The following is a 21,600-nucleotide window of genomic DNA, read 5'->3' as shown; positions in this document are numbered from 1 at the left end:
GCTGCGCAGATGCTCTGTTCGTTCTTGGCATGATCGCTTTCATGACCGTTTGCCCAGCTCTGCGGCGGGCGGAGGCCATGACGGTGGAGGAAGCCGTAGCTGCCGCGATAGCGCGTCATCCGGCGCTCTCCGCGGCAGCGTCGGAGGTGAAGGCCGCGCATACCGAGGTGAAAGTGGCGCGATCCGGATACCTCCCGTCGATCTCCGCATCGGGTGGCCCACAGGAAGTGTCGACGGAGAAATGGGCTTATGAAGTGACCGCTGCGCAGATGGTCCACGACTGGGGGCAGACGCGCAGCAGGACCGACGGCGCGCGGGCGGCCGAACGGCAGGCCCGCGCAGAATGGTCGATGACACGCGACGAAGCGGTCCGAGACGTGATCGAAACCTACCTCGATGTCGTGCTGGCGCGCCTGCAGCGCGAAGTCGATCTCGCGCAGATTTCGACGCTCGAGGATCTGTCGCGCATGACCGGCATGCGGGCGGATGGCGGATATGCCGATCGCAGCGAGCCGGACCGGGCGCAACTCGAACTGGCCCGCGCGCATCAAAGGCTGGCCAGCGATGACGGACAAGCCGCCAATGCCGGTGCGCAGTTCGAAACGCTTGTCGGAACGCCCCCCGGACATCTGGAGCAGCCCGTACCGGCCTCGATGGTCCGGCGTATCGAAACGCAGAATATCGATACGCTGATCGACGAGGCTCCCGCCTTCCGCAAGGCGCTCGAGGAAACGCACTACGCCCGGGCCCAGTTCGACGATGCCCGCTCGTCGATACTGCCGCGCGTAAATCTCGAGGCGACTGCGCTCAGTCGTGAGATCGGCGGCAGGATGGCAAGCGATGCGGTCGTCGCACTGCGCCTGCGCATGACGCCGCTACAGGGCCTTTCGTTATTTGACCGGGCCGATGCAGCAAGGCAGCGCGTGAACGCCGCACAATTGAAAGAGGCCGCGGTTCGGCGCGATATCGCGCGCGAGCTGCGCAACCTGATGACGACGGCAACCGCGCTCGAGCAGCAGGCACAGGCACTGCGCGCCCAGGTTTCGGATGCCGGCAACCTGAGCGGCCTCTATCGCGAGCAGTTCGAGGTCGGTCGCCGCGACATCGTCGATCTCGTGACGATCCAGCGCGAGCATTTCGATGCCCGGCGATCGCTCAACGAAGTCATGCTGCAAATGGCCAGGACTCAATATCGGATAGCGGCACAGCTGGGCCGGCTGTCCGATCTGGTCGCTTTGCCGCCGGAACTGCCGTGACGGATGCCGGGCCAGACAAATGCGGATCATCGCCGCGCAGGCAGGATAGCTTGCGGGCAGGCCTGGTCCTCCTCGCGGCCGTGCTGGGGCGGCATACCAGCGTGGCCGAACTGGGCGACGGGATGCCGCTCGTCGATGGCACTATACCTCTGGACATGGTGCCAAGGGCCATGCGGCGGCTCGACATAGCCGCGCAGGTCCGGCGCTGCGATCTCGATCTGCCGAGTTATCTGCTACCGGTCCTGTTGTTACTCAAGGACGGGAACAGCGTGGTTCTTGCCGGGCGGGAAGGTGACGTGGCGCTCCTGCTGTTGCCCGATGCGGATGGCGGCATGCAGCGAATACCTGTGGCCGAGCTGGCGGTATTGCACAAAGGCATCGCGGTCTTCGCCAAGCCGCGCTTCAAGTCGGAGCCCCGGGCCGCCGCATTTGCGTCCACCGATGGTCGGCATTGGTTCTTTGGTGCACTGAGACGGTATCGCCGTGCTTATCTGGAAGTGGCTCTCGGCGCGATGATGGCCAACCTGCTCGCCATCGCGACGGCCATTTTCGCGATGCAGGTCTACGACCGGGTCGTGCCCAATTCGGCGTTCGATACCCTCTGGATACTTGCGAGCGGGGTCGTCATCGCCATCGTGCTCGAAACTATGCTGCGTTATATGCGCGGGCATCTTCTCGATGCGATGGGCAAGAGCCTGGACCTGAACCTGTCGACACAGCTGTTCGCGCGCGTGCTGCAGACGAGACTTGCCGCCCGCCCCGCCTCGCTTGGAGCCTTCACCAGCCAGATCCGCGAGTTCGAAGGCGTCCGCGAATTCTTCACCTCGTCCAGTGCAGCCATCGCCAGCGACCTGCCATTCACGCTCATATTTCTCACGATCATCGCGCTGATCGGCGGCCCGGTCGTCGTCGTGCCGATTGCTACCGTCCTGCTGATGGTGCTGCCCAGCCTCCTCATGCAGGGCCGGCTTGCAGACCTTTCGCGCAGGAACCTGCGGGAAGGTGCGATCAAGAACAGCATCCTCATCGAGGCGGTGGAGAACCTGGAGGCGATCAAGGCCGGGCGCGGCGAAGGGCGTGCCTTGCGCTTGTGGGAATCGCTGACCGCCCAACTCTCGGAAACTGCGCGGCACAGCCATTCGTTGTCGAGCGCGCTGACTTATGGCGCAGGAATGGTGCAGCAACTTTGCTACGTCGGCGTCGTCGCCTTCGGCGTGTACCGCATCGGCGAAGGGGCGATGACCGTCGGCGCGCTCGTCGCATGCTCGTTGCTTGCGGCAAGGGCCGTTGCGCCGATGTCGCAGGCTGCGGGAATACTGGCACGATGGCAACATACCCGGGTCGCGCTCGAAGGGCTGGACCAGCTCATGGCCGCTGCGGTCGAGCGCCCCGGGAACCGTGTATTCGTCCGCGCAGAGCGATTGCGGGGACGGTTCGTCCTGACGGACGCCGCGGTTCGATACGACGACGAACCGCCGGTGGTGAAAATCGCCGCACTCACCATCGCCGCCGGAGAGAAAGTGGCGATACTGGGCGGGAATGGCGCCGGAAAATCGACGCTGCTGCGCCTTCTGTCGGGCCTTGGCGACGCGACGTCGGGCACCGTCATGCTCGACGGGATGAACCTTGCCCAGATCGACCCTTCGGATCGGCGGGCGGCAATCGGCTTCCTGCCGCAGGACATCGCCCTGATGCAGGGCTCGCTGCGAGAGAACCTCAATCTCGAGGGCCGCGCCATATCGGATGCGGAGATCTTCACGGTTCTCGACGATGTGGGGCTGGGGCGCTTCGTACGGGCCAATCCCATGGGGCTGGACCTGCCCCTGCTCGGCAACCGCAGTCTGTCCGGCGGACAACGACAGGCGGTGGGTCTTGCCCGGGTGATCCTGCAGGACCCGCAGATCGTGCTGCTCGACGAAGCGACGGCGTTCTTCGATCAGGCAGCCGAGGACCACCTGGTTACGCGCCTGCAACCCTGGCTGGGCGATCGCACGCTGGTCCTGACGACACACAAGCGTTCGATGCTGGCGCTGGTCGATCGCGTTATCGTCATGCGCGATGGCGGTGTGGTGATGGATGGCCCGATCGGCAGCGTCGTCTCCGGCAATCAGGTGGCCGCGCCCGAGCGCATGGCGGCGGGAGCGGCGCATGGCGGTTGAAACCTTCCCGGCACAAGGGTTCCACCGCGAACCGGACGATCCATTCCAGACCGGCCCGCATCCCCTGTTTCGCCCCTTGTTGTGGGCAGTAATGGCCAGCATCGTGATCGCCATCGTGTGGGCATCCCTTGCCCGTATCGACGAAGTCACGCGCGGTGAAGGAAGAGTCGTCCCGGTCAGTCGCATGCAGAAGATCCAGAGCCTGGAGGGCGGCATTCTGGCAGACCTTCTGGTCGGCGAAGGCGATATCGTGGCCCGGGGGCAGTCGCTGGTCCGGCTCGATCCCACGCATTTCAGGACCTCCTACGAAGAATCAGCGAGCCAGGCGGTCGTTCTCAAAGCCGCGATAGCCAGGCTTCAGGCGGAAGTGCTCGGCAAGGGTTCGATCAGCTTTCCTCCACAGGTCCAGGCCGATGACGCGCTCGTCCGTTCCGAGCGCGAACTGTTCGCTTCCCGGCGCAGCAAACTGGAGGAAGGGCGGCGCACCCTGCAGCAGCAGATTTACATCGCGCGAGGGCAATTGGCCATCGTGCAGCCTCTGACCGCCCGCAAGGTCGTCAGCGAGATGGAGGCGCTCAAACTGCGGCAGGACATCGCGACTTATACCGGCAAGCTGGTCGAACTCGAAAACACCTATGCGCAGGAGGCCTATACCGAACTGGCCAACAAGCAGGCCGAGTTGAGCGCCGTCACCCCGATCGTCCAGCAGCGCGGCGATCAGCTGCGGCGCACCGAAATCCGTTCACCGGTACGGGGGCGGATCAATACCGTCCTGATCAATACGCGCGGCGGTGTGGTTCAACCCGGCGAGCCGATCATGGAAGTCACGCCGATCGAAGATCGCCTGTTGATCGAAGCACGGGTTCGCCCGCGCGACGTGGCGTTCCTGGTCCCCGGCATGCCGGCGAAAGTGAAGATCACGGCATACGACTATACCGTCTACGGCGACCTTAACGGGCGGGTCGAGCGCATCAGTGCCGATACCATCGAGGAGGAGACGGTGCGCGGCAAGGACGCCTACTATCAGGTCTTCGTCCGCACCGACGGCGCGCATCTCATGCGGGACGGCAAGGCGCTGCCGATCATTCCCGGCATGGTCGCCGAGGTGGATATCCTGAATGGAAAGCGCAGTGTTCTCAACTATCTGCTACGCCCCCTTCTCAAGGCACGTTTACATTGAGCATCAGGCCGCCGAACGTCGTTCCTCCGAGGTCTCTTCACACTCGACATGGCCGCTGATTTCCGACCCTGCATCCCTTGAAAAGCGCAGGTTCCAGATGGTGGCGGTGAGTGAGATCGCAGTGACGACCCAAAACGCTACCGAAAAATCGCGCAACGTCGGTGCTGAATTGCCATTGGCGATCATGGCAAGGTGCAACGCCATGGCCGCCACGCAAATGCCCAGAGACAACATCAATTGCTGGAACGTGGAATAGAACGCCGTCGCGCGGCTCATGTGCTGCTTATCGACACCATCATAAGCGATTGTATTATAAGCCGTGAACTGGAAGGACATGAAGAAGCCGCACAGCACCAGAACCGCGAACATCGCCCAGGTCGGCCAGGCGGGGCCGAACAGGCCGCAGATGGCATAGCCGCCGGTTGCGATCACCCCATTCCAGATCAGGGCACGGCGGAAGCCGAAACGGCGAAGAACGCGCTGCGCGAAGCTCTTCATCGCCAGCGAGCCGATCGCGGTGGCGACGGTGATCGTCCCGCTCTTCGCTGCGGTGAATCCAAGGCCCACCTGCATCATCAGTGGGAGCAGGAATGGCTGGGCACCTTGGGTAATGCGCGTGATCGATCCCGCAATGACCGAAAGGCGAAACGTCGGGTCACGTAGCAGTTCAAGGTCGAGGATGGCACCCTCGCGGTTGCGGGCATGGCGGACATAGAAGATGCCTGCGATCAGGCCGATAGCCACCAGCACTCCTGCCATGACGCTTTCGCCGGGACGGCTGACCATCTCGAAGCCGAAGAGCAGGCACCCTAGCGAAAGGCCACTGAGGATGAAGCCGGGCGTGTCGAAGCGGCCAGGCTCATCCTCGCGAATGTTGGCGATATAGCGACCGACCAGCCAGAAGCCCAGCGCCCCCATCGGCAGGTTGATGTAGAATATCCACCGCCAGTCCAGATAAGTCACGATGAACCCGCCCAGTGGCGGCCCCAGTATCGGGCCGATCAACGCGGGAACCAGCAACCACGACATTGCATTGACCATGTCGCGCTTGGCGACGGAGCGCAGCAGGACCAGTCGCCCGACCGGTATCATCATCGCCCCTCCCACGCCCTGCAGGAAGCGCGAGGCGACCATCATTTCCAGGGAGCGCGACTGCCCGCAGGCAAGGCTTCCCAGCACGAACAGCAGGATTGCGGTACGGAAAACCGTGCGCGATCCGAAGCGATCGGCCAGCGAACCGGAGGCGGGAATGAAGATCGCAAGCGCCAGCAGGTAGGACGTCAGCGCAACGCTCATCTCTTGTGGACGCACGGAGAAGTCCCGCGCCATGGTGGGAAGCGCCGTGGCCAGCACCGTCGCATCGACGAATTCCATGAACAGGGCTGATGCAATGATAAGCGCGACAAAACGGTAGTTTGCGCCGGACTCCGCAGGTCCTTCATCACGCGTCTTGGCCAGTGCTCCGGCCGCAGGAACGATCCCGTCCCGCACTTCGGCATTGACCGAGGCGATACCGCGCCGCCGCGGCCTCAACATGGGACCAGAGGGCAGCGGGCAAGAAGATACATGTTCAGCTTTCCGGGTTACGGACGAATGGGCCTCTCCAGTCCAAGGGCCGTCCATCGTGTCGCGGGCGTACCGGAACCCTTCATATAAGTGCGATGCGCCGTATTGAAACCCCTTCCCTTCGGAAAATGGCCCTTCGCGCCGCGCTTTCAGCCGATTTCCATCCGCGTCACGACATTGCCGGAGGCTTCAGAAACGGGTCGTCCGGCAGGGGGATGAATTCCTTATCGTCCGCGTCTGGCAGTTTCATGCGGCCGGCTTTCCAGTCCTCCGCAGCCTGACGAAGCCTATCCTTGGAAGATGAGACGAAGTTCCAGTAGAGGAAGCGCTCGCCGACCGGCTCGCCACCCAGCACCATCACGGTGGATCGTTCCACGGCGATTACACTGGATACGTCGGCGCCAAGAACCAGCATATTGCCCGCTTCGTAGCGGCTGCCATCGACTTCGACCGCCCCGGTAGCGACATAGACCGCCCGCTCCGCGTGGCCCGGCGGCACTTCGGCTCTCGCGCCTGCATCGAGGTCCAGATGTGCGTAGAACAACGGAGAATGCGTGCGCGCCCCGGCAGTAAGGCCGTAGGCGCTGCCTGCAATCAACTGGCCGCGCACGCCCGCTTCGCTCCATTGCGGAAGATCGTCTCCGGCGTGGTGAGAGAACGAGGGCGCCACTTCCTCGTCGCCTTCCGGCAAGGCGACCCAGGCCTGGATGCCGTGGAGATGATCGCCGACGGCGCGGGCCTTTTCGAACCGTTCGCTATGCGTAATGCCGCTGCCCGCCGTCATCCAGTTCACTTCCTGCGGGCGGATCGTCTGATGCGAGCCGACACTATCACGGTGCACGATCTCGCCGGAGAACAGATACGTCACGGTAGACAGGCCGATATGCGGGTGCGGCCGCACATCGAGGCTGCGATCGGCGCCTGCCGCGACGTCGAGCGGTCCCATGTGATCGAAGAACACGAACGGCCCGACCATGCGCCGTTTGGCGAAAGGCAGAACCCGGCCCACGTCCAGACCGCCGCCAAGGCTGCGCCGCCGTTGCTCGATCACCATTTCGATCATGTCGTCTCGCCCGTTGTTTTCCTTGCCCGGCCAGATATGCGGCATCGCCGAGGGCCGTGCAACTTGCGAGCCGACACGCTGGGTATTCCGCATTTTCCGAGTCATCAGGTGATCCCACCTGATTAGAAAATGCTTTAGGCAGTCGTCATGACTGTCACGCCCATAGCCGAACGGATCGGCATCGTCGGAACCGGACGCGTCGCGCAGGCCTTCGCGCTGGGACTGCGTGACCACTCGCGGTCCCAATTGCTACTTTGGGGGCGCAACCCCACGCGCGCGGTGCAAGCTGCGCGGCACATCGAGCGATGCGTGATCGCGGATAGCTTGAGCACCCTCGCTGCGACCTGCGATCTCATCGTCATCGCCGTTGCCGACGATGCGATCGAGATGGTGGCGGCAGAGATGGCGAGAGAGAGTCTGCCCGGCGCGCCCTTCGTCTGCCATCTCAGCGGAGGAAGCGGAACTGCCCCCCTCTCCTGCCTGCAGGCTATCGGCGCAAGGACGGCTGCGGTCCATCCCGCCATGACTTTCACCGGCGAGCCGCAGATCGAGGTCGAGCGCATGGCCGCCGCCCACTTCGCAGTGACCGGGTCGAGCCCGGCCGCGACGGTCACCGGAATGACACTCGTGCGCGCACTTGGCGGCGTGGCCGTAGAGGTCACCGATGCCGACCGGCCTCTGTACCATGCGGCATTGTGTCATGGGGCCAACCATCTGGTCACCCTCATTGCTGGTGCAGGCGACGCCCTGAAGCTGGCCGGTATCGCCGCGCCGGGGGCTTTTCTTGCCCCTCTGGTTCGCGCGGCGCTCGAAAACAGCCTCGATCGTGGACTGGCGGCTCTATCCGGGCCTGTGCTGCGAGGGGACGCGGGCACCATCGAGCGCCATCTCGACGTCATCGCCAGGGACGACCCCGCGCTGATGTCACCTTACCGCGCCATGGCGCTGGCAACGCTCGACGCACTAGGCGACCGAGGCGCGCAGGAGCGCAAGGAGCTTGAACGACTCCTCGCGCCCGGCCGGATCGATTTCAGCCTAGAAAGCGGGCTTCCGACAGATCCAGTTCGCGAGTGAGCTTGCGGGCGGTTTCGCTGCTGATGTTTCGCGCGCGAAGCAAGTGCGCAAGTGCCGCCCTCTCCGCCTTGACCCCGACGAGGCGGAAGTCGCGGAGCAGTCTGTCTCCGGTGCGCGCCTCTGCGGATTGGCGCTCGCTCAGGCCTTCGATGCGTTCGCGGTAGAGGGTCATCACCTGCCCCCCGGCATCCGCGAACAGATCGGCCTCGCCGTGGCTTTCGGCGAGGGCGTGCTGGTGCCGCTCGATCGCCTGGATCGCGGCTTGCGCGACTGCGATCCTGGCGGAATCCTCCTCCGCCTGACGCGCCGGTTCGGGCGGCATGGCCAATCCCTTGAGCAGGAACGGCAAGGTCACGCTTGCCAGTACCAGCGAAACGACGATCACCCCTGCGGCAAGGAAGATCGCAAGGTCGCGAGTGGGAAACGGCGTTCCGTCGTTGAGGGTCAGCGGCAAGGTCAGCACACCGGCCAGCGTGATCGCCCCGCGCACGCCCGCCACCGAGGTCGCGGCGATCAGGCGCCAGTCCGGCGTCTGCACGCCGACGCCGCGCTTGGCCTTGCGCAGGATCGTCAGCTTCAGCGATGCCCACACCCACACGAAGCGCAAGGTCGCCAGACCCGCGACGATCGCCAGCGTGTAGATCGCGAGCCACCAGGCCTCGCTATGTCCGGTTACCGCGACGGTCTGGCGCGCTCCGGCGAGGATGCCCGGCATTTGCTCGCCCAGCAGCACGAAGATGATGCCGTTAAGGGTGAACTGGATCATGTCCCACACCGAGTTGCGGCGCATCCGGGTAACCGCGAGAGCCTGCCGCGAAATCTCGGCATACGTCATCGTCACGCCCGCGCTGACTGCCGCGAGAATACCGGAAGCGTGGAAATGCTCGGCCAGCAGGTAGGAGCCGAAGGGGATCAGCAGGCTGACCAGGATCTGGGAGCCGGTGTCTTCTCCCCAGCGCTTCGTCACCCACGCCTTCACGCGCGTCACCACCAGCGTCACCGCGACACCGATGACGAGGCCGCCGCCCGCGACCCACAGGAAGTTGAGCGCCGCGCTTCCGGCCGAGAACGTGCCGGTCAAAGCCGCCGCCACCGCGAAGCGCAGGCAGACCAGGCCCGAGGCATCGTTGAGCAGCGATTCGCCTTCGAGGATGTGCATCATTCGCTTGGGGATCGGCACGCGGGCGGCAATGGCCGACACCGCGATCGGGTCGGTCGGCGAAACCACGGCGGCAAGCGCGAAGGCCACCGCCAGCGGCATCGCCGGGATCATCCAGTGGATCAGGAAGCCCATGCCGATCACGGTCATGAGCACGAGGCCAAGGGCCAGTTCCACCACCGTGGAGGCATCCTTGAACAATTCGTCCTTGGGGATGCGCCAGCCGTCAAGGAACAGCAGGGGCGGCAGGAACAGGAACAGGAACAGTTCGGGATCGAGTTCGACCCGATGCGATGTGGACATTCCGATCACACCGCCCAGCACGATCTGGACCAGCGGCGTGGGTATCGAGAACGGCATCATCCTCGCAACGGCACCGCTGACGACGACCGCCAGCAGCAGAAAAAGTACGATCGAAACTGTCTCCAAAACCTCACTCCATATGACTACCCGTGCAGTCTAGGAGGCAGGGCGCCCGAGGGGCAACCCACTAATTGCAAAAAAGGCAATTAAATTCAGCTCTGAACGTATCTTCCGGACACACGAACGCCCGCCCCTTTGAAGGGTGCGGGCGCCTGTGACTTATCCGGATGGATCAATACTTCAGCGAGAGGGTCGCGAAGGCCGAGCGACCCGGTGCGATCGTCGCGAAGTGGGTCGAGTAGGTCTTGTCGTAATACTTCTTGTTGGCGAGGTTCTGCACGTTCACGCGTACCTCGATGTTGTCAGTGATGGTGGCGGAAGCCGTCGCGTCGAAGCGCCAGTAGCTGGGGATCGAGCGTGTGATGGTGCCGTAGGTCGAGGCACCGTAACCGCCGTACTGCTTGGAGTTGTAGATCGCGCCGCCGCCGATCTGGAAGCGCTCGGCGATGTCGAACGTCGACCATGCGGTGAAGCTGTGCTTCGGCGTGTTCGGGAACGGCTTGCCGTTGTTGATGCTGGGCGTGATGACGGTGCCGACTTGGGTGTACCCACCATCGACGATCTTGGAGTCCATGTAGGTGTAGCCACCGAAGACGCTCCAGAACGGAAGCGGCTTGCCGTTGAAGCCCACTTCGACGCCCTTGATGTTGCGCTTGCCCTGGAAGACCACATCGGCGCCGTTGGTGATGCGGGCGTTGTCGGTGTCGGTCTTGAACAGTGCCAGGTTGAGGCCGAAGGCGTCATCGAAGAACGACCACTTAGTGCCGATCTCGTAGGACTTGGTGACTTCCGCCTTGAGATCAAGGGTGGTCAGCGCGGTCAGCGCGTTGCCTTCCTGGCCTTCACCGATCAGGCTGCCGGCCGGCGTGGACGACTTGGCGATCGAGACGTAGACGCTGCCGTTGGACATCGGCTTGAGAACGACGCCCGCCTGATAGTTCAGGAAGTGCTCCTTGTTCGACAGCACGACCGGAGCAGTGGTCGTCGAAATGGTCGTCGCCGTCGTGTCGAACCAATCGTAACGCAGGCCCAGGTTCAGCAGCAGGAAGTCGGTTACCGTCACGGTGTCTGCGGCATAGAGCGCGTAAGTCGTCGCTTCGGTCTTGCCGCTGATGGCGCTCTTGACCACGGGCACGACGGTGCCGTTGGTCTGCACGTTCTGCCACGGATCGTAAGGGTTGGGGTTGGTCAGGCTGGTGCAGTTGTAAGCCGCAATGTTCAACGTGCCGCAGCGACCGTTGGCACCACTCGTTGCCGTGGCGGTCGTGACGTTGGTGTTTACGTTGAAGGTACCGCGCTTCGACTGTTCCCAGCTGGCCTCGAAGCCGGTCGCGAACGAGTGCTCGATACCGCCGGTCATGAACTTGCCCGACAGGTCGAGTTGGCCGACCATCGAGTCCACGTCGCTCCAACGCGTGTTCGCTCGGCGCCACACCAGGCCGTTCTGCACGTTGCCCTGGCTGTCGTCGGGCTGGGTGATGATGTATGCCTGTTTGACGTTGGCATACTTGCCGGTCGCGCGCAGGCGGATCGTGTCTGACAGATCATGCTCGGCGCGCATCAGCAGTTCGTCGGTATTGGTCTTGCGGAAGTCGCGGTTGGCCAACCCGTAGAAGGTGCTACGCTTGACGTCGGCGGGCTCGATCTTCAGCAGGCTTGCCGAAGTCACCTGGGCAGCAGTGCGCTCGAACGGAATGCCCGGATCGGGAATGTCGTCGCTCTGCATGTGATAGTAGTTGATGAAGGCGCGGGTCGAAGTGCCCAGGCCCAGCGCCACCGAGGGCGAGATACCCCAGCGGTTGTAGGTCACCACGTCTCGCTTGGCGACGTCGGCATCGTGCCACATGCCATTGATGCGGATCGCCGCCATGTCGCCAAGTTGGTAGTTCGCGTCGATGGTCGCGCGCTTGTAGTCGTCGGTGCCGTAGCTGAGGTCGGCGCGCGCATCGGTGCCGAGGTGCGGCATCTTGCTGACGAGATTGAGGCTGCCGCCGGCGCTGCCGCGACCGCCCATGGTGGAATCGCTGCCCTTCACGACTTCGATCTGCTCGATCGCGAAGATTTCGCGCGACTGGCCGCCGACGCTGCGCACGCCGTCGATATAAGTGCTGCCCTGGGCGTCGAAGCCGCGGATGAACGGGCGATCGCCCTGCGGGTTACCGCCTTCACCGGCGCCGAAGGTAATACCCGGCACGGTCCGCAGAGCCTCGACGAACGTGGTCGAACCGCTTTCGCGGATCACCTGCGACGGCACGACGATGACCGTCTTGGGGGTGTCGAGCAGCGGCGCGGTGTACTTGGGCGAATCCGCCTTGTTCACACGGTACGGCGTTTCCTCGATCGCGGTGTCGGACACGGTGACCCCGCCCAGGCTGCGCGCGGCGGTGTCGCCTTCGGCATCCTGTGCGAGCGCAGGCGCGGCAGCGAAGCCCACGCACGAAAGCGCGAGATAGGCAGGCGCGACGCGCGCCGATGATAGGCGAAGGCGAGACTTGGACACTTTTTTACCCCTCATGCTTGTGTCGGAAATTTCGCCGCCGCTAATGCGAATGATTTGCGACAAAGGCAAGGGATAAAATGCCGCAATGTTGCGACAATGTTTGAGCATTGATGCAGCAAGGCCTGAAAGCTTGATCGGAAATCCGCCAAAGACGGGATTTTCGATAAGACACCAGCTTCATCTCGGGATGCGGATCTGGCTGTGAGATGGCCACGCGCCCGGGCTGCACCGTGTAAAAGCCGCATCCGCCGGTTACCTTTCCGGCGTTCAGCGGTTACCCCCTGCCTATGGAGCAACAAGCCCTTGTCTTCGCGCTGATCGGCATTCTCGGGATCGGCGCGCAGTGGATCGCCTGGCGTACCGGCTGGCCCGCAATCGCCCTCATGCTCGCCGCCGGTGTCCTTGCCGGGCCGGTGACCGGGCTGATCGTGCCGGAACGAACTTTCGGCGAACTCCTCGAACCGATGGTTTCGGTGGCGGTGGCGCTCATCCTGTTCGAAGGCGGCCTCAGCCTCAATTTCCGCGAATTGCGCAAGACCGAGGGCGCGGTGACGCGGCTCATGGTGATCGGCATCCCGCTGGGCTGGGTGCTCGGCACCCTCGCCTGCTATTATGTGGCGGGGCTCGTCTGGCCGGTCGCGATCCTGTTCGCGGGCATCCTCGTGGTGACCGGGCCGACGGTGGTGATCCCGCTGCTGCGCCAGAGCAACGTCGCCCCGCGCCCGCGCGCGATCCTCAAGTGGGAAGCGATCGTCAATGACCCCTTCGGCGCGCTCTGCGCCGTCATCACTTACGAGTACCTGCGCCGCGTCGACGAAGGCGGCACCCTGCTCTCGGTCGTCGCCGCGCTGCTGGGCGCGGCGGTGGTTGCCGGGCTCATCGGCTATGCCACGGCGCGCGCGATCGCCTGGGCTTTCCCGCGCGGCCACGTCCCCGAATATCTCAAGGCCCCGGTGCTGCTGGTGGCGGTGATCGGCACGTTCGTGCTGTCCAACCTGATCCAGCAGGAGACCGGCCTGCTCGCCGTAACGGTGATGGGCGTCGCGGTGGCCAACATGCGCCTCGATTCCCTGCGCGACATTCACCCGTTCAAGGAGAACGTCACCGTCCTCCTCATTTCGGGCGTGTTCGTGCTCCTGTCGGCGTCGCTCAACTTCGAGGTGCTGCGCCTGTTCGAGTGGCGCTTCATCGCCTTCCTCCTCGCGCTGCTGTTCCTCGTCCGCCCGGCAACGGTGCTGGTCGCGCTGGCCTTCAGCAAGATCCCGTGGAACGAGCGGTTGCTGGTCGCGTGGATCGCGCCGCGCGGTGTCGTCGCGGTCGCAGTCTCGGGCCTGTTCGCGTTGCGTCTCGATCAACTGGGATATGGCGATGGCAGCATCCTCGTCACGCTGTCGTTCTCCGTGGTGGTGGCGACGATCGTGGCGCACGGGTTCAGCATCCGCTTCGTCGCGCGCTGGCTCGGCGTCATGGGTGCGCCGCAGAAGGGGCTGCTGATCGTCGGCAGCACACCGTGGAGCCTGTCGCTTGCCCGCCAGCTCAAGTCGCTCGACCTGCCGGTGATGATTTCCGACGCCAGCTGGCAGCGCCTCGCCGCACCGCGACAGGCGGGTATTGCCACCTATCACGGCGAGATCCTGGCCGAGACGACCGAGGAACGGCTGGACCTCACGCAGTTCCAGGTGCTCGTTGCGACGACCGAGAACGAGGCCTACAATGCCCTCGTTTGTAACGAATTCGCGCCGGAAATCGGCCGCGATGCTGTATACCAGCTGGGCGGCAGCGGCGATGACGAGGACCACCGCAGCCTTCCCGAAGCCCTGCGCGGGCGCGCGATGTTCGCCGCCGGACACGGCGTCGAGGAGATCATGGAGCGCGAGACGGCGGGCTGGACCTTCCGCAAGACGCGGATCAGCGAGCAGTTCGACTTCACCGACGCCCGCTCCTCGCTGCCGGACGAGGCGGATATGTTGTTCGTGCTCCGCAAGGACGGCCGCATCCGCTTCTTCACCCATGCGTCGAGGCCGACGCCGCAGGCGGGGGACATCGTGGTGTCCTACGGCCCCTCGCGCCATTCCGATCCCGAAAACCCGGCCCAACCCCACAAGAAGGAGGCGACCGCATGAGAGGCTTCAAATTGCAGAAAGGCGCCGCGCACTGGCTGTCCGCCGCCGCGATCGGGCTTGCCGTCAGCGCCTGCCAGCCCGGCAAGGCCCCGCAGGACGACCAGAGCGAAGCAGCGGCCGATGCCTCCGAAGCGATCGAGCCGGAGTTGGTAAAGAAATCGATCATTCGCGCGGAGATTGATCCCGCGCCAAGCGAAACCCCGGTGCTGCAGCCGGAAACGATCGTCGTCCCGTTCCCCGCCAAGGGTTCCGAGCCTGACGCGGCGGGCCTCGCGATGATCGACGATCTGATGACGCACCCTTCGTTCCGGGCTGGCGGCCCGATCACCATCTGGGGTCACAGCGATTCCAAGGGGTCCGATGAGCAGAACCTCGCCGCCTCGCGCCGCCGGGCCGAGGCCGTGCGCGGCTATCTGGTGAAGAAGGACGTGCCGCGCGACCGCATCACCGTGATCGCCCTCGGCGAAGCGCGGCCGATCGCGCCGAACCGCAACCTCGACGGCACCGACGATATGGAGGGCCGGGCGAAGAACCGGCGGGTGGAGATCAAGGTCGATCTGCCCACACCGCCGCAGGCCGAGGAAACCCCGGCCGCGAAGCCGGAGTAAAGCGGGTCAGACCGGTGCGATTTCGGTGACAGGGTCCACGTCAGCAAGGCTCTTGCGGAAGGCCGATCGGATCAGCCACGGCTCCAGAATCCGGCCGACGACGTAGAGCACCGTGAAGATACCGGCGAACACGAAAGCCGGATTGCGCGATTCCTTGAGCAGCCACGCGATGCCGAGGAACAGGAACGGCAGGAAGAAGCAGAACTGAAGGGTCGGGCTGTTCAGGTCGTAGCGCAGTTCGGCGCCTTGCCCGTCATCCTCCACCCACAGCGTGCCGTGGTTGAATATGGCCATCCGGTCCTGCGCGATCGGGTCCTTCTTGCTGAAGGCCAATGTGTCGCCATCGATGCGGAAGGTCGTGCCGACCGCGCGAAACAAGTGATCGAGGCGGGCGAAGACGTCCCGGGGCGCACGCCGCACATCGAGCGCTAAGGATCCCCGAACACGCCAGATCCGGTCTATGAAGGGAAGGTCCACGCGAAAGTCTCCCTTATTCGGCCGGGACGGCGGCGGGCTGGAAGCGAACCTGAATGGTGGACTTCGTGGTCCTCCAGGCTTCGGTGAAGGGGTAGGTCATCTGCTCGCGGATCGACATGCGGCGGCCGCCTTCCATGCCGAGGAGTTCCGCTTCGCCATCGACGCAAGTGCCGAACATGCGGTCGATGAAAATGTAGGTGCCCGCGTAGTTGCTGCGGCTCGCCTCGAAGTCCTGCGAGTGGTGGACGCTGTGGTGCTCGGTGGTGTTGAACAGGAAGCGCCACAGCCGGGGGGTGTTGAAGCGCACGTTGATGTGCTGGTACGTGCCGACCGCCATGCCGATCGCTCCGGCCAGCAGCGCCGCGCGCGGCAGGAAATCGAAGAACCCGCCGATGCCGAGCCCGATCAGGAACAATTCGACCGGATTCCCGACCGCACCCTTGTTGATGTTGAGCTGCGTGATGTAGTGATGGACCGAATGGGTGAGCCATAGCGGATACCAGTTGTGCATGCCGCGATGCATCCAGTATTGCCCGAAATCGAAGATGAACGAGATCAGGAACGCCTGAAAAAGCAGGGGCATCTCCTTGAAATAGGCGAATTTCTCCCAGTCGAAAGCATGCTGGATGGCCCCGACCATGGCGTCGCTGCCGATGTGCTTGCCGGCATACTTGACCAGCGTATAGCTGATGCCGACGTAGAACAGGTCGGTGACCAGTTCCTTCCATGTAAGCCGCCAGCTATCGTGGCGCGGGTTCACCCATTCGAGGCAATAAAGCAGCGCCTTAAAACCGATCCCGATGCCGATCGCGGTCGAGGCCTTGGCGATGGAATCGGGTGCGCAGAGCCAGAAGGTCACCAACGCGATCAGCACTGCAGGCTGAAACCAAGTGAAGACGAACTGTTTCACCGGGCTGCCCTCTACGCGCGGGATGTTTTCCCAGCCCACCGTGACCGGCGACTGCGTGCCGATCAGCCTCTTGCCTACGCGAACTCCGTCCATATCACCCGCCCTCGTAATACCCGACCACCCACATCGGTAATACTAAACTTTGATATGGTAATACCAAACCTTTGCGGCTGTCCATTCCCTCTTTGTGCACTGCAAAAATAATGTCACGAAATCCGGATTTCTGCCGTCTTCCGCTATACAAGTGGGCTCCGGCCCCGCGCATCGCCCTTTGCGCTGGCCATCACTCGGGCGGGAGCGGCACCGCACAAAGGCCCTTGTCGATCAACTGCCGCGCCGCGCGAAAGAGCAGTGGCTCATGTCCGGCCGCGCTGATCAACTGGATGCCCAGCGGCATAGCGAAGTCGCCCGCTAGCGGCAGCACCAGCGCGGGCAGCCCCATCAGGCTGATCGGCTGCGTGTAGATGCCAAGGTGGCTGCGAGCCGGGATCGTCTTGCCCTCGAACGTCATCACCGGATCGGCAATGGTCGGTGCGAAGCCCGGCGCGGCGGGGGTGAAGAGGACGTCGGCCAGCTCGAACTGGCGGCGCAGGCGCGCCTGAATCCAGCTCCGGAAACGCTGCGCGGCAAGGTAATCGTCGCTCGGCAATAGCAGACCTGCCAGCATGCGATCGCGCACCGGGGGCTCGAATTGCATCGGGTCGGCCTCCAGCGCGGGGCGGTGCAGGCTGGCACCCTCGGCCGCGATAATGACCGAGGCGGCGGCGCGGGCAATCTCGGAATGGGGCAGTTCGAAGCTGATGCGGCCGAGGCGGCTCCAGAACGCATCGAGCGGTCCGCGCATCTCTTCGGAAATGTTGTCGTCGAACCAACTCATCAAGCGGCCGAAGGAAATCTCGCCGCGCAGGGGCTCCTGCCGCTCGGGTGCGCCTTCGCGCAGGATCGTGCGGACCAGCGCCACGTCATCGAGATCGCGGCCGAGCACGCCCACGACATCGAGGCTCTCCACGAAAGGATACATGCCTTCGCGCGGTAGGTCGCCGTAAGTGGGCTTGAGGCCGATTACCCCGGTCAGCCCCGCAGGCACGCGCAGCGATCCATTGGTGTCGAAAGCAAGGCTGAGCGGGACCACGCCAGTAGCCACCGCCACTGCCGAACCGCCCGCCGCGCCGCCCGCGACGCGCGAAGGATCGTGGGGGTTGCGCGTCGTGCCGTACTCGGCATTCATGGTGACGAAGCCGTAGCCGAATTCGTCCATGTTCTGCGTGCCGACAAGCACCGCGCCCGCTGCTTCGAGCAGCGCGATCGCCTTGGAGTCACGGCTGGCGAACGCCGCATTGCGCCGTGTGCGCGACCCTGCGGTGGTGATCTCTCCGGCCACGTCGAACAGGTCCGCCACGCCGAAGGGCACGCCTGCCAGTGGGCCGGGATCGAGCCCAGCCTCGACCAGCTTGTCGACCGCCGCCGCCCGCGCCAGCGCACGCCGGCGCAGCAGCCGCGTGAAACCGCTACGCTCGCCGCCGAGTTGCTCGGCCTTGTCGAAAGCCTTCGTCGCCAGTTGCACGGCCGAAATTTCGCCGCCGCGCACCCTGGCGGCCATGACGATAGCGGATGACGGCGCGAGGGACATGCTCAAGCCTCGAACCGCATGGCGCTGGCACTGCGCGGATCGAGCGCAAAGGCGCGCAAGGTGGCGACGTGGTCCTGCAGGACGATCAGGTTGGACAGGACGCCCGGCAAGCACTCGTCAGGAGCGGAAACGCCCGCCTCGGCCATGCGTGTGCGCAGGCTGCCCTCGCTCGGAGGTGCCGCTTTTCCGCTCGTTTCGGCCACCAGCATGATCTCCCTCGCTCGCCATCGATCGAAGGGCCACCCTTACAGTCTTGCGATCTAGCGGCAAGGGGGCCTTTACCCGAACCGATAGGCCGAGATGTCCGCCATCATGACGTTGTCACCGAACACCTTGCGTCCGGCCGAGACCCCACCCGCCCCGGCCGCTACCATCAGCGGCAGCAGATGCTCCTCGCGCGGGTGCGACTGGCGGCCCGCAGGCGCCTCGGCCCAGTGAGAAAGCAACGTTTCACGCTCTTTGGGCGTGGCTTCGACCGCTCCCGTCAGCCATTGGTCGAACACCGCCGAGGGGCGGGTCGCCGCAGGTGTCCGGAAGCCGCGCATGTTGTGGTAGCTCATGCCCGAGCCGACGATCAGCACGCCCTCCTCGCGCAGCGGCTCCAACGCCTTGCCTGCGGCGATATGCTCGGCGGGATCGAGGTCCGCCTTGAGCGAAAGCGGCACGACCGGGATCGTAGCGTCCGGATCGACCAGCAGGAAGGGTACGAATACACCGTGATCGAAGCCGCGGGCGGGATCGGTGCGGGCGGGCAGGCCCGCACCCTTCAGCAGTTCCACGACGCGCTCCGCCAGCGCGGGGGAGCCCGGCGCCGGGTATTTCAGCTCGTAAGTATGCGGCGGGAATCCGTAGTAATCGTAGATCATCCCCGGCTCTACCGCGGTAGATGCGGTGAATGCCGACTCCTCCCAATGGCCCGAGATCACGACGATACCCTTCGGCTTTTCCGGGAGTGTCGAGACGAGCGCGCGCAGCCACGCCTCGGTCTTGTCCCACGTGTCGGCGGGGCCGCCCATCACCGACCAGTCCATGAAGAAGCACGGACCGCCTCCATGCGGAATGAAAAAGGTGGGCATCTGCGTCGAGGAAACCGTCATGTCGGCCGTCTGAGCATTCATCTTGGCGAATCGTCCCTGGTTGATCTCGCGGGCAATTTTCGACCCCACGGGTCGCTGGGTGCAAAGTCGGGTCGAGCGCGCTCTCGTGCAAGGACCCATAGTTGACGGCGCGCGAAGGAATTGTTGCGGCGCACCTATAAACACTTGGGATCGGCGCGCGGCGGGCCTTTACTCCGGCAATCGGAACCGGAGACCTGCCCATGCCGAGCGCTTCTACCCGCCTTGCGATCGCTGCCACTACCGGCAACCTCGTGTGCCTCACTGCCGCGATCAGCGCGACCTTCGGGACGTTCCTGGTGCCGATCTCGCAGGACCTGGGCTGGTCGCGCGCGGCGGTGTCGGGCGTGCTGGGCCTAATCGCGATCATCGCGGCGGCAAGCTATCCGTTGATCGGGCGCACCATGGACCGTGTCGGAGCACGACCCATGATCATGGGAGGCAACGTGGCCCTCGCGCTGCTGGTGGCCAGCCTGTCGCAGACGAGCGGCAGCCTCTGGCTGTTCTACCTCCAGTACGGTCTCATCGGGCTGGCGGGCGCGACATGCGCCTCGCCGATGATCGCCAAGATCGTGTCGAACTGGTTCGACGCCCGGCGCGGGCTGATGCTGGGGGTGACTGCCGGGATCGGCAACGGCGTCGGCGCGACCTTGATGCCGGTAGTGGCAGGCATCCTGCTGCCGCTGATCGGGTGGCGCGCGACGTACGGCGCGATCGGCGCGATCGTTCTGCTGCTGGGCTTTCCGATCATGTGGTTCTGGCTGCACGACACGCCCGGCCACGTCTCCCGCAAGGACGATGAACCCGAGCGCGTGTTCGAGGGCATGACGTTGCGCGAGGCGGCATCGACCCGCCGCTTCTGGCTGCTGTTGCTCGCCGTTGCGAGCGGCGCGGGAGGCATGACGGCGGTGTTCACCCATGTCGTGCCGATGATGACCGATCGCGGCTTCGGCCTTGGCCAGGCGACCGGCGTTGTCGCGACTTTCGCGCTTGTCACGGCGGCGTGGCAGGTGGTGACCGGCGGAATGCTGGACAAGCTGCGCACGCCGCTGCTGATCGTGCCGATGTATGCCGCCGCCATGGCGGGTCTTGGGCTTCTGCAGTTCGGACAGGGCGGTCTTGCCGCCACCGCCGCAGGCGTCCTGCTCGGTATCGGCATGGGCGCGGAATATGCGGCGTTGCCCTACTTCTGCTCGCGCTACTTCGGCCTCAGGCATTTCGGATCGATCAACGCGGTGCTCTACGCCGCCGTCATCCTGGCACAGGGACTGACCCCGGCGGCGATGGATCTCAGCTACGGGGCCACTGGCTCCTATAACGAGGCTGCACTGGCGATCATCGTGGTGCTGGGAGCGGGAATGGCCCTGCTGTTCTTCCTCCCTGGCATCGGTGCCGACGGGCGCACCCGCGTACGTCCGGTCAAGCCCGTTGCCTCCGGAGATCTCGCAATGGCGGCAGGTTGATGCTCAGGGATGCCCGCTGAGCGTACGGACCCGATCGATCGACGACAGGCTCTCCCCCACCCATCGGTCGAAAGCGTCGATGAGGGTCTGGGACAGTTCCACATAGTCCCCCGGCCGCTCGGACAGCGTGACGAAACCACGCTCCGCCGCACCCTTGAGCACGTTGCGGACATGGGTGCGCGAGACACCGCCCTGCCCGCCGGCCCGCGAATAGAAGCCCGGCGCCGTGCGATTGTCCGGATTGCCGCGTACGGACTGCATCAGGATCATCAGCACCCGAAAGCCCACTGCCTCCTGCACGAAATAGTCCATCGGCGGGTTGGCGCTCATGATCTCGTTGGCGATCTCGAGCGTTCTTAGCCCGGCGATGCGGAAGGCCTTCTGGTAACTTGTCCGTCGTTCCAGCACCGGACGGTAATCGACCTCCGGACGCAGCAGCGCGAGCGGTGCGTGGAATACCCCCAGCCATTCGCAATCGGCCGCGACCCCGCGCTCGGTGGCGCGCAGCAGCCGGGCTCGGCGATCCCTGGGGTCAGGCACGACATTCAGCAGCAGGTCCCGGCGCAAGTTGGCAACGAGATCGGCGATCCGCCTGCCGGGTGCTATACCCATGTTGGGCAGCACTTCGTTCAGCACCTGCATCGATACACCGCCCGCCGGATCGTCGGGATCGCGCAGCGCGTCGAGCGAGGCGATCAGCATGAACGTAACCCCCTTCTCGTATTCGATAAGCGTGCGCAGCCGAGCGTCGTCAATGTAAAGGCCTGCCAGCCCGTCGATGAGCAGCACCTTGGCATCCTCGAAGCGCGGATGCGCGCGTACTTGCGCGATCGAGATATGCGTATCGCCGGCACTACCGGCCCTCCAGTTCGTGTCCATCAGCCCCTCGTCGCC

The 21,600-nt window shown here is 64.5% G+C and carries 17 protein-coding genes; 7 read left to right on the top strand and 10 right to left on the bottom strand.

The features are described from left to right. The first annotated feature begins 41 nt into the window (after window positions 1-41). Genes BES08_RS19495 through BES08_RS19485 form a run of 3 tightly spaced genes read left to right on the top strand, consistent with a single transcriptional unit; the run spans window position 42 to window position 4,595 of the window. On the top strand, window positions 42-1,256 hold the full coding sequence (locus BES08_RS19495) for a TolC family protein (RefSeq protein WP_155986209.1): 1,215 nt from the start codon (window positions 42-44) through the stop codon (window positions 1,254-1,256). A 50-nt stretch (window positions 1,257-1,306) separates the two neighbouring features. After that, a complete protein-coding gene (locus BES08_RS19490) occupies window positions 1,307-3,415 on the top strand; it encodes a type I secretion system permease/ATPase (protein ID WP_156799937.1) in 2,109 nt (702 codons plus the stop codon). Then, the gene (locus tag BES08_RS19485) at window positions 3,405-4,595 is read left to right on the top strand and encodes a beta-barrel domain-containing protein (protein WP_008832399.1); all 1,191 of its coding nucleotides are present in this window, start codon (window positions 3,405-3,407) and stop codon (window positions 4,593-4,595) included. Before BES08_RS19490 ends, BES08_RS19485 begins: the two co-directional genes overlap by 11 nt. A gap of 3 nt (window positions 4,596-4,598) precedes the next feature. Here BES08_RS19485 and BES08_RS19480 read toward each other — a convergent pair whose 3' ends face one another. Continuing rightward, complete coding sequence (locus BES08_RS19480; RefSeq protein WP_008832398.1) at window positions 4,599-6,131, bottom strand: MDR family MFS transporter; 1,533 nt, start codon at window positions 6,129-6,131, stop codon at window positions 4,599-4,601. 199 nt (window positions 6,132-6,330) lie between these two features. Next, the gene (locus BES08_RS19475) at window positions 6,331-7,224 is read right to left on the bottom strand and encodes a pirin family protein (RefSeq protein ID WP_036525302.1); all 894 of its coding nucleotides are present in this window, start codon (window positions 7,222-7,224) and stop codon (window positions 6,331-6,333) included. Between the two features lie 147 nt (window positions 7,225-7,371). Between BES08_RS19475 and BES08_RS19470 the strand changes: the two genes are divergently transcribed. Next, window positions 7,372-8,298, top strand: coding sequence for a Rossmann-like and DUF2520 domain-containing protein (locus BES08_RS19470; RefSeq protein WP_008832396.1), 927 nt, complete (start codon window positions 7,372-7,374; stop codon window positions 8,296-8,298). Here the strand turns inward: BES08_RS19470 and BES08_RS19465 are convergent. Then, window positions 8,255-9,886 carry a Na+/H+ antiporter gene (locus BES08_RS19465; RefSeq protein WP_008832395.1) on the bottom strand — a complete coding sequence of 544 codons (1,632 nt, stop codon included), beginning with the start codon at window positions 9,884-9,886 and terminating at the stop codon, window positions 8,255-8,257. The genes BES08_RS19470 and BES08_RS19465 overlap by 44 nt on opposite strands. Before the next feature lie 166 nt (window positions 9,887-10,052). Beyond that, window positions 10,053-12,380 carry a TonB-dependent receptor gene (locus tag BES08_RS19460; protein ID WP_008832394.1) on the bottom strand — a complete coding sequence of 776 codons (2,328 nt, stop codon included), beginning with the start codon at window positions 12,378-12,380 and terminating at the stop codon, window positions 10,053-10,055. 287 nt (window positions 12,381-12,667) lie between these two features. Here BES08_RS19460 and BES08_RS19455 point away from each other — a divergent pair, with 287 nt between their 5' ends. Both BES08_RS19455 and BES08_RS19450 read left to right on the top strand, forming a co-directional pair. Next, window positions 12,668-14,503 carry a cation:proton antiporter gene (locus BES08_RS19455; RefSeq protein WP_008832393.1) on the top strand — a complete coding sequence of 612 codons (1,836 nt, stop codon included), beginning with the start codon at window positions 12,668-12,670 and terminating at the stop codon, window positions 14,501-14,503. Next, window positions 14,500-15,111, top strand: a complete 612-nt coding sequence (locus BES08_RS19450; protein WP_008832392.1) for an OmpA family protein — start codon at window positions 14,500-14,502, stop codon at window positions 15,109-15,111. The genes BES08_RS19455 and BES08_RS19450 overlap by 4 nt, the downstream gene beginning before the upstream one ends. Before the next feature lie 6 nt (window positions 15,112-15,117). Here the strand turns inward: BES08_RS19450 and BES08_RS19445 are convergent, their stop codons facing one another. The 5 genes from BES08_RS19445 to BES08_RS19425 form a co-directional block, all read right to left on the bottom strand. Then, the gene (locus BES08_RS19445) at window positions 15,118-15,588 is read right to left on the bottom strand and encodes a hypothetical protein (RefSeq protein WP_008832391.1); all 471 of its coding nucleotides are present in this window, start codon (window positions 15,586-15,588) and stop codon (window positions 15,118-15,120) included. Window positions 15,589-15,601: 13 nt separating this feature from the next. Then, window positions 15,602-16,591 carry a sterol desaturase family protein gene (locus tag BES08_RS19440; RefSeq protein WP_008832390.1) on the bottom strand — a complete coding sequence of 330 codons (990 nt, stop codon included), beginning with the start codon at window positions 16,589-16,591 and terminating at the stop codon, window positions 15,602-15,604. A 190-nt stretch (window positions 16,592-16,781) separates the two neighbouring features. Beyond that, entirely contained in the window at window positions 16,782-18,128 is a 1,347-nt protein-coding gene (locus tag BES08_RS19435; RefSeq protein ID WP_008832389.1) for an AtzE family amidohydrolase, read from the bottom strand. Between the two features lie 2 nt (window positions 18,129-18,130). Further along, window positions 18,131-18,337 (bottom strand): hypothetical protein, encoded by a 207-nt coding sequence (locus BES08_RS19430; RefSeq protein WP_008832388.1) that lies wholly within the window; start codon window positions 18,335-18,337, stop codon window positions 18,131-18,133. Between the two features lie 69 nt (window positions 18,338-18,406). Beyond that, entirely contained in the window at window positions 18,407-19,246 is an 840-nt protein-coding gene (locus BES08_RS19425) for a DODA-type extradiol aromatic ring-opening family dioxygenase (RefSeq protein WP_008832387.1), read from the bottom strand. A gap of 200 nt (window positions 19,247-19,446) precedes the next feature. On the opposite strand from BES08_RS19425, the gene BES08_RS19420 reads away from it, so the two are divergent. After that, window positions 19,447-20,706: an MFS transporter gene (locus BES08_RS19420; protein ID WP_008832386.1), complete on the top strand. Its 1,260-nt coding sequence runs from the start codon at window positions 19,447-19,449 to the stop codon at window positions 20,704-20,706. Between the two features lie 3 nt (window positions 20,707-20,709). Here BES08_RS19420 and BES08_RS19415 read toward each other — a convergent pair whose 3' ends face one another. Further along, window positions 20,710-21,585 carry a hypothetical protein gene (locus BES08_RS19415; RefSeq protein WP_008832385.1) on the bottom strand — a complete coding sequence of 292 codons (876 nt, stop codon included), beginning with the start codon at window positions 21,583-21,585 and terminating at the stop codon, window positions 20,710-20,712. Window positions 21,586-21,600: the final 15 nt, after the last annotated feature.

The organism is Novosphingobium resinovorum, assembly GCF_001742225.1.
GTDB lineage: Bacteria > Pseudomonadota > Alphaproteobacteria > Sphingomonadales > Sphingomonadaceae > Novosphingobium > Novosphingobium resinovorum_A.
Note: the sequence above shows the minus strand (reverse complement) of the source record. Positions and strands in the feature narration are given on the sequence as shown.

Bases quoted from the DNA above. Each gene is read 5' to 3' on its own strand.
- BES08_RS19495 (WP_155986209.1), top strand. From the start codon at position 42: ATGACCGTTTGCCCAGCTCTGCGGCGGGCGGAGGCCATGACGGTGGAG.
- BES08_RS19420 (WP_008832386.1), top strand. From the start codon at position 19,447: ATGCCGAGCGCTTCTACCCGCCTTGCGATCGCTGCCACTACCGGCAAC.
- BES08_RS19480 (WP_008832398.1), bottom strand. From the start codon at position 6,131: ATGTTGAGGCCGCGGCGGCGCGGTATCGCCTCGGTCAATGCCGAAGTG.
- BES08_RS19470 (WP_008832396.1), top strand. From the start codon at position 7,372: ATGACTGTCACGCCCATAGCCGAACGGATCGGCATCGTCGGAACCGGA.
- BES08_RS19430 (WP_008832388.1), bottom strand. From the start codon at position 18,337: ATGCTGGTGGCCGAAACGAGCGGAAAAGCGGCACCTCCGAGCGAGGGC.
- BES08_RS19435 (WP_008832389.1), bottom strand. From the start codon at position 18,128: ATGTCCCTCGCGCCGTCATCCGCTATCGTCATGGCCGCCAGGGTGCGC.
- BES08_RS19450 (WP_008832392.1), top strand. From the start codon at position 14,500: ATGAGAGGCTTCAAATTGCAGAAAGGCGCCGCGCACTGGCTGTCCGCC.
- BES08_RS19425 (WP_008832387.1), bottom strand. From the start codon at position 19,246: ATGAATGCTCAGACGGCCGACATGACGGTTTCCTCGACGCAGATGCCC.
- BES08_RS19415 (WP_008832385.1), bottom strand. From the start codon at position 21,585: ATGGACACGAACTGGAGGGCCGGTAGTGCCGGCGATACGCATATCTCG.
- BES08_RS19475 (WP_036525302.1), bottom strand. From the start codon at position 7,224: ATGATCGAAATGGTGATCGAGCAACGGCGGCGCAGCCTTGGCGGCGGT.
- BES08_RS19455 (WP_008832393.1), top strand. From the start codon at position 12,668: ATGGAGCAACAAGCCCTTGTCTTCGCGCTGATCGGCATTCTCGGGATC.
- BES08_RS19440 (WP_008832390.1), bottom strand. From the start codon at position 16,591: ATGGACGGAGTTCGCGTAGGCAAGAGGCTGATCGGCACGCAGTCGCCG.
- BES08_RS19485 (WP_008832399.1), top strand. From the start codon at position 3,405: ATGGCGGTTGAAACCTTCCCGGCACAAGGGTTCCACCGCGAACCGGAC.